The sequence below is a fragment of the Muriicola soli genome, from assembly GCF_004139715.1.
In the GTDB taxonomy this organism is placed as follows: Bacteria; Bacteroidota; Bacteroidia; order Flavobacteriales; family Flavobacteriaceae; genus Muriicola; species Muriicola soli.
In genome coordinates this window covers 621,057-637,857 of sequence record NZ_CP035544.1, presented here as the reverse complement: position 1 = coordinate 637,857, position 16,801 = coordinate 621,057, and the positions used below count along the sequence as shown (strand labels likewise).

The window sequence follows — 16,801 nt, the reverse complement described above, 5'->3', positions numbered from 1 at the left end:
TGGGTCTGTTTAAACTATTATTTTACTACGAACACCACATTGATCAGGGAGTTATAGTCTGAAGGCTGTCCAATAATATCATAGGTCAATACCCCACTGGCATTTATACTCAAATTGGCAAATACAGTAGGATCGGCATAGGTCACGTAGTAATACAGATCAGTAGCTACATACGTTGGTACCGTGGCTGGAGCACCCGCGCTTGACGTAAAATTGCTGGTAGCCACATTACCGTATTGGTCTAAATATTGTTGGTATAGGTCTACTGTATACCCAACACCGTTGGTTGACGCATCAATCGCAATGGACGGAGGATAAAAGATCCTGGCTGCCTTAGAGGTGATCGGTGCGATTGCCTGTATTACTTCTTCTACATTAGTTTCGTTTGTAGGTGAAGCTGCTCCGCCTTCATCCACGTCGATAGGAGTTCTCAATGGAACTTCATCGTCGTATTGGTCGTCTGTGCCGTTATCATCGAGATGAGAAAGGTCTACAGTCTGACTAGTACCATCTTCTATTCCTACGGTGAGTATGTTTGTACCGGTATCTACGGCCAGGCTTTCAATATTCTGATCGTCTGTTCCTGAATCATCCAAAGATGACAGATCAACCGTTGTAGAAGCTCCATTTTCAATATCGATCTGCAGTATATTAGCTCCGCTAAGGCTGGCTCCTGTTAGGTTCTGATCATCTGTGCCCACAAGGGAAGAAAGATCTACTACCTCTGAGGTACCATTCTCGATTCCAATAGTAAGGTTGGTTCCTGCTAATCCTGATCCGGAAATATTCTGATCATCTGATCCCACTAAAGAAGACAGATCCACCACTTCTGATGCTCCGTTCTCGATTCCAATAGTAAGGTTGGTTCCTGTTAATCCTGAACCAGAGATATCCTGGTCATCCGTGCTACCTGCAGCTACCTCATCAATAGCGGCCTGTACATCAACAGCAGTAAGTCCGGAAGTTGTATTATCATAAGTTACTTCAGCAGCAGTTTGGTCGTCTGTTCCCACAAGGGATGAAAGATCCACCACTTCTGAAGTACCGTTTTCGATTCCAATGGTTAGGTTAGTTCCGGCTAAGCCCGAACCAGAGATATTTTGATCATCTGTACTTCCTGCAGCCAGTTCGGCCAGGGCACCTTCCACTTCTGTAGAAGTAAAGTTTCCGCCTGCATCCGTGATATTTACCTCACTCGCGATCTGATCATCTGTTCCCACTAAAGAAGACAGATCTACCACTTCAGAAGTACCGTTTTCGATACCAATGGTAAGGTTGGTTCCGGCTAAGCCTGAACCTGAGATATTTTGGTCATCGGTTCCTGAATCATCCAAAGAAGATAAGTCCACCGTTGTTGAAGCTCCGTTCTCAATGTCGATCTGAAGGATATTGGCACCACTAAGGCTGGCTCCTGTTAAGTCCTGATCATCTGTGCCCACAAGGGAAGAAAGATCTACCACTTCAGAAGTACCGTTTTCGATACCAATGGTAAGGTTGGTTCCGGCTAATCCTGAACCGGAAATATTCTGATCATCTGATCCCACTAAAGAAGACAGATCCACCACTTCTGATGCTCCGTTCTCGATTCCAATGGTAAGGTTGGTTCCGGCTAAGCCTGATCCTGAAATATCCTGGTCATCCGTGCTACCTGCAGCTACTTCATCAATAGCGGCCTGTACATCAACAGCAGTAAGTCCGGAAGTTGTATTGTCATAGGTGACTTCAGCAGCAGTCTGATCATCTGTTCCTACTAAAGAAGACAGATCTACCACTTCTGAAGTACCGTTTTCGATTCCAATGGTAAGGTTGGTTCCGGCTAAGCCAGATCCAGAAATATTTTGGTCATCTGTGCTTCCAGCGGCCAGTTCAGCCAGGGCACCTTCCACTTCTGTAGAAGTAAAGTTTCCGCCTGCATCCGTGATATTTACCTCACTGGCGATCTGATCATCAGTTCCTACTAAAGAAGAAAGGTCGACCACCTCTGAAGTACCATTTTCGATACCAATCGTAAGGTTGGTTCCTGCCAAGCCCGAACCAGAGATATTCTGATCATCTGATCCCACTAAAGAAGAAAGGTCCACCACTTCTGATGCTCCGTTCTCGATTCCAATGGTTAGGTTGGTTCCGGCCAATCCTGAACCAGAGATATCCTGGTCATCCGTGCTACCTGCAGCTACCTCATCAATAGCGGCCTGTACATCAACAGCAGTAAGTCCGGAAGTTGTATTGTCATAGGTGACTTCAGCAGCAGTTTGGTCGTCTGTTCCCACAAGGGATGAAAGATCCACCACTTCTGAAGTACCGTTTTCGATACCGATCGTAAGGTTAGTTCCGGCTAAGCCAGATCCTGAGATATTTTGGTCATCTGTTCCTGAATCATCCAGAGAAGACAGATCAACCGTTGTAGAAGCGCCGTTTTCAATATCGATCTGAAGGATATTGGCACCACTAAGGCTGGCTCCTGTTAGGTCCTGATCATCTGTTCCCACAAGGGATGAAAGATCTACCACTTCTGATGCTCCATTCTCGATTCCAATGGTAAGGTTGGTTCCGGCCAAGCCTGAGCCTGAAATATCCTGGTCATCCGTGCTACCTGCAGCCAGTTCAGCCAGGGCACCTTCCACTTCCGTAGAAGTAAAGTTACCGCCTGCATCCGTGATATTTACCTCACTGGCGATCTGATCATCAGTTCCTACTAAAGAAGAAAGGTCGACCACCTCTGAAGTACCATTTTCGATACCAATCGTAAGGTTGGTTCCTGCCAAGCCCGAACCAGAGATATTCTGATCATCTGATCCCACTAAAGAAGAAAGGTCCACCACTTCTGATGCTCCGTTCTCGATTCCAATGGTTAGGTTGGTTCCGGCCAATCCTGAACCAGAGATATCCTGGTCATCCGTGCTACCTGCAGCTACTTCATCAATAGCAGCCTGTACATCAACAGCGGTAAGTCCGGAAGTTGTATTGTCATAGGTGACTTCAGCAGCTGTTTGGTCGTCTGTTCCAACTAAAGAAGACAGATCTACCACCTCTGAAGTACCGTTTTCGATACCAATAGTAAGGTTGGTTCCGGCCAAGCCTGAGCCTGAGATATTTTGGTCATCGGTTCCTGAATCATCCAAAGATGACAGATCAACCGTTGTTGAAGCTCCATTCTCTATATCGATCTGCAGTACATTAGCTCCGCTAAGGCTGGCTCCTGTTAGGTTCTGATCATCTGTTCCAACAAGGGAAGAAAGATCTACTACTTCAGAAGTACCGTTCTCGATTCCAATAGTAAGGTTGGTTCCGGCTAATCCTGATCCGGAAATATTTTGATCATCGGATCCTACCAGGGAAGAAAGGTCCACCACTTCTGATGCTCCGTTCTCGATTCCAATAGTAAGGTTGGTTCCAGCCAATCCTGAACCAGAGATATCCTGGTCATCCGTGCTACCTGCAGCTACCTCATCGATAGCGGCCTGTACGTCAACAGCCGTAAGTCCGGAAGTTGTATTGTCATAGGTGACTTCAGCAGCAGTCTGGTCGTCTGTTCCTACTAAAGAAGAAAGATCTACCACCTCTGAAGTACCGTTTTCGATTCCAATGGTAAGGTTGGTCCCGGCTAAGCCTGAACCTGAAATATTTTGGTCATCGGTTCCTGAATCATCCAGAGAAGATAGATCAACCGTTGTTGAAGCTCCATTCTCTATATCGATCTGGAGGATATTGGCACCACTAAGGCTGGCTCCTGTTAAATCCTGATCATCTGTTCCCACAAGGGAAGAAAGGTCCACCACTTCTGATGCTCCGTTCTCGATTCCAATAGTAAGGTTGGTTCCTGCTAAGCCAGATCCGGAAATATTTTGGTCATCTGTGCTACCTGCAGCTAGTTCAGCCAGGGCACCTTCCACTTCTGTAGAAGTAAAGTTTCCGCCTGCGTCCGTGATATTTACCTCGCTGGCGATCTGATCATCAGTTCCTACTAAAGAAGAAAGGTCGACTACCTCCGAAGTTCCGTTTTCGATACCAATAGTAAGGTTAGTTCCGGCTAAGCCTGAGCCTGAAATATTTTGGTCATCTGTGCTTCCCCCTGCTACTTCGTCAATTGCAGCCTGTACATCCGTGGCAGTTAAACCAGAGGTGGTATTGTCGTAAGGGTTACTGGCAGCTGTTGTACTGATGGTTACAGGAGAACCATCATTGTTATCGAATGTATATGTACCATCTGTATTGTCCGTGACGTCAGCCTTGCTGATCGTCTGAGGCACACCATTCTCATTGGTATAGGTAAAGGTACCATCTCCATTATCTGCAATATTGGTAATGGTCTCGGATATGGTTACAGAGGCCACATTAAGGTATAGTGCTCCATCTGAGCCTGAGCTAATGTCGTTGTTTGCATCTGTGCTAATTAAACTAGTAGAAAGGGTCCCACCTGCATCTGTAACTTCCAAAGCACCGGCATTCATCCCAAGAGCAGTGTTGAATTCATTGGTCGCGTCAGCATCAGCATCATCAACATTTAAAGTGAGAGAATTTCCATCTTCAATAGAAATATTTCCCGGAGTACTATCCGTAGAGAGATTTTGATCATCGGTTCCTACCAATGAAGAGAGATCGACCACTTCTGAGGCGCCATTCTCGATTCCAATAGTCAGGTTAGTTCCTGCTAATCCAGAGCCAGAGATATTCTGATCATCTGTGCTTCCAGCAGCTACCTCATCGATAGCGGCCTGAACATCAACAGCGGTTAGTCCGGAAGTTGTATTGTCATAAGTAACTTCTGCAGCTGTCTGATCATCTGTTCCCACCAGGGAAGAGAGGTCAACTACCTCTGATGCACCATTTTCGATCCCGATAGTCAGGTTGGTTCCTGCCAGTCCTGATCCTGAAATATTCTGATCGTCCGTGCTTCCGGCAGCCAGTTCAGCCAGGGCACCTTCCACCTCAGTAGAGGTAAAGTTTCCGCCCGCATCGGTAATATTTACTTCACTGGCGATCTGGTCGTCAGTTCCCACAAGGGAAGAAAGATCCACGACTTCTGATGCTCCGTTCTCGATACCAATGGTAAGGTTAGTTCCGGCTAAACCTGAACCAGAGATATTCTGGTCATCCGTGCTACCAGCAGCTACCTCATCGATAGCGGCCTGAATGTCAACAGCGGTAAGTCCGGAAGTTGTATTGTCATAGGTAACTTCTGCAGCTGTCTGATCATCTGTTCCCACCAGGGAAGAGAGGTCAACTACCTCTGATGCACCATTTTCGATCCCGATAGTCAGGTTGGTTCCGGCTAATCCTGAGCCTGAAATATTTTGGTCGTCAGTTCCTGAATCATCTAAAGAAGATAGGTCCACTGTTGTTGAACTACCATTCTCAATGTCAATCTGAAGGATATTAGCCCCACTAAGGCTGGCTCCTGTTAGATCCTGATCATCAGTTCCTACCAAAGAAGAAAGATCCACCACTTCGGAGGCGCCATTCTCGATTCCAATAGTCAGGTTAGTTCCTGCTAATCCAGAGCCAGAAATGTTTTGGTCATCCGTGCTACCTGCGGCTACCTCATCAATAGCGGCCTGAACGTCAACAGCGGTAAGTCCGGAAGTTGTATTGTCATAGGTGACTTCTGCAGCTGTCTGATCATCTGTTCCCACCAGGGAAGAGAGGTCAACTACCTCTGATGCACCATTTTCGATCCCGATAGTCAGGTTGGTTCCGGCTAAGCCTGAGCCTGAAATATTCTGGTCATCCGTACTTCCGGCAGCCAGTTCAGCCAGGGCACCTTCCACCTCAGTAGAGGTAAAGTTACCGCCTGCGTCCGTGATGTTCACCTCATTAGCGATCTGATCATCGGTTCCTACTAAAGAAGAAAGATCGACGACTTCGGAAGCACCATTTTCGATTCCGATAGTCAGGTTCGTGCCTGCTAATCCTGATCCCGAGATATTCTGATCATCAGTACTTCCTGCGGATACCTCATCGATAGCGGCCTGCACATCTGTGGCGGTTAAACCTGATGTTGTATTGTCGTAAGGATTACTCGCGGCGGTTGTACTAATAGTAACAGGAGTTCCATCATTATTATCGAAAGTATAAGTACCATCAACATTATCAGTAACATCGGCCTTATTTATGGTTTGTGGTATACCATTTTCATTGGTATAGGTAAAAGTACCATCTCCGTTATCTGCAATATTGGTTATGGTCTCCCCTACAGCCACAGAAGCCACGTTTAAGTAGAGTCCGCCATCAGAACCTGCAATAATATCGTTGTTAGCATCAGCACTGATCAAATCGATCGTCACCGGCGTACCGGTTTCATCTGTATACGTGAAAGTTGCATCTCCATTATTCACCAAGGTGGAAATACTTGTATCGCTGATCGTGGTATTACTTCCCGAAGCATCTGTAAAGGTATATGTACCATCGAGATTGTCAACCAAAGCCACAGTTCCGGCCAAGGCATTGATCTCATCAATGGCAGCCTGTACATCGGTGGCAGTTAAGCCTGATGTGGTATTATCATAAGGGTTGCTGCTCGCATTGGTGTCTATGACTTGAGTAGCACCGGTCTCATCGGTATAAGTATAGGTCCCATCCAGATTGTCTACCATCGTGGAGATACTCGTATCACTGATGATGGTAGTATTTCCGGCAGCATCGGTAAAATCGTATGTGCCGTCTCCATTATCAACTAATGCGACAGTCCCGGCCAAAGCATTGATCTCATCAATGGCGGCCTGAACATCCGTGGCAGTTAAGCCTGATGTGGTATTATCGTAAGGGTTGCTGCTGGCATTGGTGTCGATCACCTGGGTAGCACCGGTCTCATCGGTATAAGTATAGGTCCCATCCAGATTGTCTACCATCGTGGAGATACTCGTATCACTGATGATGGTAGTATTTCCGGCAGCATCGGTAAAATCGTATGTGCCGTCTCCATTATCAACTAATGCGACAGTCCCGGCCAAAGCATTGATCTCATCAATGGCGGCCTGTACATCGGTGGCAGTTAAACCGGAGGTGGTATTATCGTAAGGGTTACTGCTCGCATTGGTGTCGATGACCTGGGTAGCACCGGTCTCATCGGTATAAGTATAGGTCCCATCTAGATTGTCTACCAGTGTAGAGATACTCGTATCACTGATGATGGTAGTATTCCCGGCAGCATCGGTAAAATCATATGTGCCGTCTCCATTATCAACTAATGCGACAGTCCCGGCCAAAGCATTGATCTCATCAATGGCGGCCTGTACATCGGTGGCAGTTAAACCGGAGGTGGTATTATCGTAAGGGTTACTGCTCGCATTGGTGTCGATGACCTGGGTAGCACCGGTCTCATCGGTATAAGTATAGGTCCCATCTAGATTGTCTACCAGTGTAGAGATACTCGTATCACTGATGATGGTAGTATTCCCGGCAGCATCGGTAAAATCATATGTGCCGTCTCCATTATCAACTAATGCGACAGTCCCGGCCAAAGCATTGATCTCATCAATGGCGGCCTGAACATCCGTGGCAGTTAAGCCTGATGTGGTATTATCGTAAGGGTTACTGCTCGCATTGGTGTCGATCACCTGGGTAGCACCGGTCTCATCGGTATAAGTATAGGTCCCATCTAGATTGTCTACCAGTGTAGAGATACTCGTATCACTGATGATGGTAGTATTCCCGGCAGCATCGGTAAAATCATATGTGCCGTCTCCATTATCAACTAATGCGACAGTCCCGGCCAAAGCATTGATCTCATCAATGGCGGCCTGAACATCCGTGGCAGTTAAGCCTGATGTGGTATTATCGTAAGGGTTGCTGCTGGCATTGGTGTCGATCACCTGGGTAGCACCGGTCTCATCGGTATAAGTATAGGTCCCATCCAGATTGTCTACTAGTGTAGAGATACTCGTATCACTGATGATGGTAGTATTTCCGGCAGCATCGGTAAAATCGTATGTGCCGTCTCCATTATCAACCAATGCGACAGTCCCGGCCAAAGCATTGATCTCATCAATGGCAGCCTGTACATCCGTGGCGGTTAAGCCAGAGGTGGTATTATCGTATGGGTTGCTACTGGCGTTGGTGTCAATCACCTGGGTAGCACCGGTCTCATCGGTATAAGTATAGGTCCCATCTAGATTGTCTACCAGTGTAGAGATACTCGTATCACTGATGATGGTAGTATTTCCGGCAGCATCGGTAAAATCATATGTGCCGTCTCCATTATCAACCAATGCGACAGTCCCGGCCAAAGCATTGATCTCATCAATGGCGGCCTGAACATCCGTGGCGGTTAAGCCAGAGGTGGTATTATCGTATGGGTTGCTACTGGCGTTGGTGTCAATCACCTGGGTAGCACCGGTCTCATCGGTATAAGTATAGGTCCCATCCAGATTGTCTACCATCGTGGAGATACTCGTATCACTGATGATGGTAGTATTTCCGGCAGCATCGGTAAAATCGTATGTGCCGTCTCCATTATCAACTAATGCGACAGTTCCGGCCAAAGCATTGATCTCATCAATGGCAGCCTGGACATCGGTGGCAGTTAAACCAGAGGTGGTATTATCGTAGGTTACTTCAGCAGCCGTTTGATCATCGGTTCCTACCAATCCCGAAAGATCTACTGTCTGCGTATTTCCATTCTCTAATGTCAGAGTAAGTATATTACTGGCATCAATACTAAAGGCTGTAATTATCTGGTCATCTGTATTGTCTAAAAAAGGAGTTAGGTCTACCGTTCCCCCATCTTCTAACGTAAGTATGTTACCGGCCAGGCTTAGTGCCTGATCATCAGTACCTGTACTACTCAATGAGCTTAGGTCTACCGTCACGGTATTACCGTCTTCAATGTCAAGGGAAAGGATATTCGTTCCCGCATTGAAACTAAAGTTCTGAAGTTGCTGATCATCCGAAGAGGTTAATTCCCAGGAATCACCATCCCAGAAGTAGATTACTCCGGTATTGGTATTGACATAAATGTCTCCTGTATCAGCACCGCTTGGGGTGGTGGTTCCGGGAGATGTAACTGCAGTACCGCTAAGCACCTCACAATTACACTGGTCTTGCAAATTCACAGTGGTTTGTGAAAAGGCAAATCCCGATACCAGAAACAGAAGAAGTAGGATCTTCTTATCCATGATTAATTTTTTAAGTATGTTTTTCTCTTTCGTCAATAGTTGGTTCGATGGTTTACACCTGATATTTTATTATCAACTAACAAATTTAACCCGAAGCTACCCCTAGGAAAATAATTGTTGTGTACTCGATGAAATGCATGGTCTAGGACACGATATCTGAGGTTTTACGCTATAAAAACCTTAAAAACACTAAGGTTTCGTTGGTCGATAATCCCAATAATCATGGGGTTTATCGGAGGGTGATTTCGTAGGAATTTTCAACAAAAAACAGAAATTCCGTCTAATGGACGGTCAAAAAATGAAGATCGAATTGGAAGGCAGTTTTAGTGCCAATTTCCCCGTTCCTGGATGCCGGTTTTGAGGTCTGAAAATGTCATGATTATTTTCCTGAACTTTTGTATATGAAGTGAGAATTGGATCTAATTCGGGTTGACCCTGTAGGTTATTCTCCTATTGGTGATAACTCCAGCCAATCTGATGCTCAGATTGACTATTGCAGAATCACATAAGCCGTAAGAATCACAGACCTGATAGGTGAAACTATCTGATCCATTGAAATTGGCATTGGGTGTATACGTAAAACTCCCGTCTGAGGCCAGTATGAGGGTTCCATTAGTTACATTCACAAGAGGCACCGTGTTTGCCGTGAGAACATCGCCTGGTTCAAGGTCTGTGTCGTTGGTAAGAACACCTGGTGCATTTACATTGAGCGCCATGTTGACAGGAGTGGTATAATTTTCCCCAATAGCACATGGAATTGCATTTATCAATAATATGTCAGAGGGCTCAGTCACGGGAGTACAGCCTTCGAGGGGTGCTATTCCCAGTTGATAGTTTCCTGGAGTATCAATGTCCACATTGTCCATGCCGACACCGGATATCTCGGAAAGACCATTGGCAGGAAAAACTACTCCCGGTGTTAACGAATACCAGATATATTCAGCACTTGCTGAAATAAATTCTGCTTGAAGATTAAGTGTTTCGCCTGTATTGCATGAATCGAAATCCCCCGGATCTACAATGCTTGTGTTCACTTCGGTCCCTGCCGCACTTCCCAGGAAGTCGTAAGGCCCTGCAAAATCCTTTAAGGAGGACGTGAATGAGGAAGAGGTTCTTGATTTTGTGATCACAGCGCTGAAAGGAGAGTCACAGGCAGCACCAGAACCGAAAAGCGCCCTAGGGTCGAATCCGAGCTGTGTAAAATTTACGCCAACTTCAGCGAGGTAACCTCCACTGTAATTGGTGTTATATCCCGAAGTATCGGTGGTTCCCCAGGGTGGAGCGGTGGTGGAAAACAGGTTGACATTACTGAGGAGGGTTCCGGCTGGAACGACGATCTGGGCATAGCCATAGGTACTGCCCCCGTCGATATTCGGGCCCCAAACAAAGGTGGAGGTACCTCCCGGTGCAGAACCAGGATTAAAAATAGAACGATCAATCCACAGACGTACTTCCACCCCTGTTACACCGCTTCCACTATAGGAAAACCCAATGACCATATCGCCTATCTGAACTACGTTTCCGCTCGCATCAAACTCCCAAGCCGTATGGCCTTCATGAGGTCCTGAGTTTACAAATGAACTCCCTGAAGTCGATAATTCCGACACAAATAGTTCAAAATCAATAAAATGGTTACCTGAGGAGGAAAGTGTGGAAATCATCATTTGAACCCATAGGTCGTCCGTAACCTGATCTCCATTCCTTCGCATGTGCACTCCTGAGTCTACAATATCAGTTTTGGAGGGCACTGATGATGGTCCATTACTCCATGAGGTCATAGGATTATCTCCGTTTTTCCCAGACGTGAAAGTTGTAAAGTCATTTCCGGACAAACTTGTATAATCCCTGCCGTAACGTGTGCTGTACCAGATATAGCCATTGTTGGAAGCGTAATTGGGAATGCTCTGTCTGAGGTCGAACGCTATATTGTTGTTGGCAGCCAGCTGGGCTGCATACCCCATGGCCGCTGCCGTGGCCTCGTCAACTACACCTGCTCCGGATATCCCATTATAAAACCAATCATCTGTAAGAACCCCCGAAATGACGTCCCCTGAGTAGGCATCGGCTTCTATACCAAAATTGGCTCCTACCCCTGACTGGGCCTGAACATCCTGAAACATCATCACCCAAATAATACCCAGGAGTAGTCCTGCTGTACGATAGGATCTCGCCAGTTTTTTCAGAAAATATGTATGTTCCTTTTCATTCATCATCCACTCATTCATTTCAAACCTTCTTAATTCATCTTCACCCTGTAGGTTATCTTTCGGTTTGTGATCACCGTCCGGATAACGATCTGGGAGAAAGGCGAAAATTCGGATGTAGTATTGGCAAGGGTTGCCGTAGCTGTGATTAAGTTACCTACATTTACACCTGGTGGTGCCGGGATACGCACTTCAAAAAGATTGGTATTGTCCGTGTTCCCGTCAGTATCTGTATAAGAAGAGGTACCGGCATCGGTATCAGCCACAGTGCCTTCCACGGCACTTCCCAGATATACCTGGCCTTCCCCATAATCCTTTGAGAGGCCCAATTCATTGTCTCCTGCCGCAGCAGTTCCTTCATTAATATCGGTTAGGAAGAACTCCAGGGTTGCTCCGGGACGCGACCAGCCCTTGATAACCACATTGGCACCTTCCATAAAGGCTGCACTTATGATGGGGAAATTGGCAGCGCCATTTGGCCCTGTATCCGCATCTCCTGTATCATTTAAAGTAATGCCATCTCCCATACCATCGGCCTGGTCAATGTCTATCCCCAGGGCGTCTCCATTGGTGCCGTTGGCGTAGATGGAGTTTTGGGAGATAAGGTTGCCGGAGGTGTTCCCCCCTGCCAGAACGATCCCCGGCCCTCCGTTCTGGTAGATGATGTTGCCCGTAATTGAAGAATTACTTCCATCAAGACGGATACCGGTATTTTCTGTTTGTCCACTGCAATTACCCCCGTCCTGTCCGGCTGTGGTTATGGAGTTTTCTGTAATGGTAACGCCTCCGGCTATCCCGTTCCCATCTATACCCATGGCTGCTGAGAGCTCAATAAGATTATATTGAATGAGAATTCCCGACCCACCAGTTATAGTGATATTGTCAAAACAGGTATCATTCCCATTAACCGTTAGGTGATTATTCTGTATCGTTGAAGCTGTACCTCCGCTAATCAAGATGCCTGCTTCTTCATTCGTGCTGATATAATTTCCATCTATAATGGCCGAACCACCTGTAATATCTACTCCGTACAGAATATTACCATCATTGGTGCCCAGCGCATTTACTCCAAGTAGGTTATTAGAAACTGTTGCAGATCCATTATTTACCTGCACTCCTGCCAGATCGCTGGCAAAAATGGAAAGATTACGGATCACGTTTGTATTTCCTTCATTTCTAAATGTATTTCCATCCTTACCGTTGACCTGGATCTCGGGAAGATCATAATTTGGCAGATTAGTGGCTGAAGTACCTACCGATGTCCCGCCAGCACCTATGCTACCTGTATTGGTGTCACCCGAATACGCAGTTTGGGTGCGACCGTCAATATGGGTATTATCTCCGGCAATTGATGTCAATGCATCGATCTCAATATCAAAAATCCCGCTGCTATAGTTCGTATCAGCTGCCCTGCCAAGAGCATCTCCTGTTGGGGGAATCATAAAGATTGAAGTATCTTCACCCGCAGCGGGATCAAAGATCCCATTGGCTACAATATCGAGTCCGGTCTCTCCAAGATTATTTGAATTAATGATGAATTGTTCCAGGGATCCCTGCCCGTCTTCATTCGTATTTACAATGGTATTGAAATTAAAACCAAAGTCCATCCCTGCCACCCCTTCGTTGAGAATAGTAAAGGTGGATATCGTCTGGGCATTACTGAGGGTACCCGGACCCGGATCCTGCCCTGCTGGGTCTTCACCTCCCACGGAATTGGTATCTTCAACCACTATACTAGCAATATAATCCGTTTTAAAGGTTTGGACGGGGATACAGCTTGTACATGTACTCCCACCGGGACGAGTTGATCTCACCGTATTGTTTACTACCCTGACCGTATAGGAACCGTTAGCCATACCGGCAAAAACGTAACGGCCAGCGGCATTGGTCGTGGTACTTGTTACAAAACTTCCGCCACTATCATAGAGTTCAACCGTAGCATTTGGTATTGGAACCCCTGCTGCTGTGGCCCGGTTACGACCGGGACCTCCCCCATAATTCACGTCTTCGAATACAATCCCTGTAGTCAGGTTGGAGGGAACTTTAAGTGTCACCGTATTGAGGATCACAAAATCCTGCCCTGATCCCACATTGGTGGTCACTGAGGTCTCTCCCGGAGAAATAAAAGGTGAGATATTATAGGTGTCCAGGTCCACACCATGCGAGTTGGTATTATTTACCACAGGAGTGGCCGTATTGTCGTAATGCGTTGAGTTAAAAGGGTTGATTGTGGGGGTTCCCGTATTATCGCCGTCCCCAACCAGGTTAAAGGTTCCCAGCCCAGTGGTCACCGTAAGACTTTCGTTGTTGCTCAGTGTCTGGTCTCCTTCCCAGGATTGCACTGTGGTCTTGGATCCCGCAGCACCAATGGCAAAAAAGCCACTAAGCGTATAAGAGGAGGAGGAATTGCTTTCCCCGCTGAATCCTTCATACACGTTAATGGTAGAAGCAGGAAGGCCATTGTCCGTATAAAAGATCATTAAAGACCATCCCCCCAGCGTGGTTGCAGTATTGCAATAGGGATCCGTGTTATCTATCGTCAGACCTGAAAATGTCCAGAGATAAGTAGATGGGTTAGGCACTGCTGTAACAATCGCGGTTACATCGGCCCGGCCACCAAAAAAAGTACGATTGGTAAGAGATGTTCCATATAAGAATTCTGCATTCACCGTATTCCCATCAAAAGTGACCTGTGTATCCGGGGTAGCCCCTGAATGGGCCCAGTATAATATGGCTTGTTCAATGGTAGCTGTGGCAGGTATCGGACTTGAAAGGGTGTTGCTTGAATTTGTAGTAATTGCACAGGTATTACCTGTATTGGGCTGGGTTCTGAGTGTTCCCGCCGTGGAAGTATAGTCCATATACCCGTCAAACTCGTGAGTGAGTACGAGTGGGGCATTAAAAGCGTATTCATCATCTATTATTGTAGCTGTACCCTGCCCATCGGCCATGATCACGCCGGGTTGATCAATATTACTAAGAATGACGTCAAAGGTTTCCTGAGTGAATTCGGGAACATTATCATTTACAAGGTTGACAACGATAGTTTGTGTTTCGCCGGCTGTACCTGTAAAACTGATCATTCCACTGTCGGCGACATAGTCGGACCCTGCCAGTGCAGTTCCATCCGCGGTTGCCCAGTCCACATTGAATCCCCCTGCAAAAGCTTTATTAAGAGTAACAGTAAAAGTAGCTGTACCGTCATCCTCGTTTACCGTGATATCATCAATAGAAATCCCGGGAGGCACATTTCCATTGAATTGTATATTATCAATTTCATAGGCCTCGGAACCACCCCAACCACCACTATTAGTAATAAATCGAATTTGTGAATTCGCAGACATTTCATTTGCTGCCAGGTTGTAGTTTACAGTTCCTGATCCATTTAATGTCGCCACCGTATTCCATCCTGTACCGTTCCACAGATCCACATCGATCTGTTCATTTCCAGATATTTCGGTGTAGGTCATTGTAAGGGTAACACCTGTAGCTCCATTTAGATTGATTGATCTGATAAGCGTTTCGTTATCCATATTCTGGATACGCAACCTGTTTGTAGCACTTCTGACATAAATGCGTCCCCCGGTTGGATCACTGTCTTCGGAATCCTGCCAATCTCCGGCAAAATCCATTGTACCATTGTTATTCGAATAGGAAACCGTATTGAAATTGTCCAAAAAAGTATCCTGGCCATATAGCTGAGGCACAGCCATACAGATAATAGAAAATATCAAAAATGTAATTGTTTGATATTGTTTCATTGACAATTGGGTTCGGTTTGTCCAAGATAAAAATAGGGCTGACAACTGTCTTGCCTAAATATATGTTGTGAAAGGGCCTAGATGGACTGTAAAGGTTTATTTATCTGAGGTTAACCGTCCAGAATAAGGCCAGATTTACTATTTCCGTTTATCGATCAAGACCAATAAAATCGCGACTTGTAACCTCTAACTCCTGAACGAAAAAAGTATCATCTACTCTTAAAATGGGTTAACCCTGTACGTAGGTTGCCTGTTGGTAATGACACTTCTCACCCTGACAATTAGTATAGCCGGGTTTGTGATGAATGGAGGACAGGAAGACATAGAGTTTGAAACTACAGCCCGGTATCTATATCCATTACGTACAATCTGAGCATTTTTTATGGTTAACACTGTTGTTTGTGTTCCCTGGTGGATCGTATCATCAGCAAGGTCGGTATAACTGGTGCCACCATCTGAACTCACCTGCCATTGGTAGGTATTGGCATTGGATGCAGCAACGCTGAAAACTGCATCGCTACTAACCCATATGGTCTGGTCCGGTCCCATGGTCGCGGTGGCAGGCACGTCTTCGGTTAAAATAATCGGAGTCCTGGAATTGCTCCTGCACCCGGTGACTGTATTTCTGGCCTCTGTATAATACTGCCCAGGACCCGGAGGTGTATAGGATGTACTGCCGCTCTGCAGCAGATTCCCACCTGAAGCTGAATCGAACCAATCTGCAGTTTCACCAGCACCAACGCTAACCATTAAGGCCGGTACAGGATCTCCCGTACAGTAGGCCTGATCACCCTCGCTGACCGGTGCGTTTACCGCAGGGCAGGTACAGTTAGGCGCCGCAATGGCCAGATCCGTGGCACAAGAATTCGCTGCCGTAACCGTTGCAGTAATATCGGTTCCGTTGGGAATGTTTGCAATTCGCCATTGATTCCCGGAAATATTGGTCACAGTACCGTCTGAACTGGTCACCGTTCCATTACTTACGGTTACTTCAAGGGCATACGTATTGGTCAAGAAATTACAGGCTGGGGCACTTGAGATACTGATGGTAGGGCTGTCCTCGATAGTGAGCGTTACCGGAGACCTGAAAATACTCTTTCGATTGGGATCGCTGCTATCCACACTTTCTGCGTAATAGGTCACGGTGCCTACTGTATTCAAGGTAGGGCTGACAATCGCACCCCCTTCGGATGCGTTATACCAGTCTACATACGCCCCTGCAGGTGGAGTAGCAGAAGCTGTAAGGGTTTGTATCGGGGTTTCTTCACACTCCGTGATATCTCCGTCGCTGGTCGGTGGTGGTAAGGCTGATTCGATATCATCGAAGGAATAATCTGCTCCTCCATTGCCGTTACAGGTAGAAAATTTGTCATTGCCGATATAGATCACCTGTGAAGCGTTACAATTTTTTGACGTGCTTATTGTACCGCCATTATTGTAAATTATGGCACCTTCAGGAAATCGAATATCCGCATTTTTGACCCATTCCAGGATACCGTCAGATTCAACGGCCAGAGTTTGAATGTTGACCTCAAAATCACCATTGTTTGGTAACAGGAGAATGTCATCTGCCCCAGTGTTGTCTCCTATCACAAGGTTATTTAGCGTATAGGCCGTAATATCGACGTTTAAGGTGACCGTATTTCCATTCCCAATCAGTACCTGGTCTGCATCGGCATTCTGTCCGGGATAATTGGAGGCAGCCACCCATGTCACTCCATTG

The 16,801-nt window shown here is 46.4% G+C and carries 4 protein-coding genes; all 4 read right to left on the bottom strand.

Annotated features, from left to right (window positions below; genetic code table 11):
• Positions 1–17: 17 nt before the first annotated feature.
• Positions 18–9,113, bottom strand: coding sequence for a hypothetical protein (locus EQY75_RS02795; RefSeq protein WP_129602686.1), 9,096 nt, complete (start codon positions 9,111–9,113; stop codon positions 18–20).
• 419 nt (positions 9,114–9,532) lie between these two features.
• Positions 9,533–11,338 carry an Ig-like domain-containing protein gene (locus EQY75_RS02790; RefSeq protein WP_129602684.1) on the bottom strand — a complete coding sequence of 602 codons (1,806 nt, stop codon included), beginning with the start codon at positions 11,336–11,338 and terminating at the stop codon, positions 9,533–9,535.
• 11 nt (positions 11,339–11,349) lie between these two features.
• The gene (locus EQY75_RS02785; protein ID WP_129602682.1) at positions 11,350–15,078 is read right to left on the bottom strand and encodes a beta strand repeat-containing protein; all 3,729 of its coding nucleotides are present in this window, start codon (positions 15,076–15,078) and stop codon (positions 11,350–11,352) included.
• A 219-nt stretch (positions 15,079–15,297) separates the two neighbouring features.
• Positions 15,298–16,785 carry an immunoglobulin domain-containing protein gene (locus EQY75_RS02780; RefSeq protein ID WP_165200500.1) on the bottom strand — a complete coding sequence of 496 codons (1,488 nt, stop codon included), beginning with the start codon at positions 16,783–16,785 and terminating at the stop codon, positions 15,298–15,300.
• Positions 16,786–16,801: the final 16 nt, after the last annotated feature.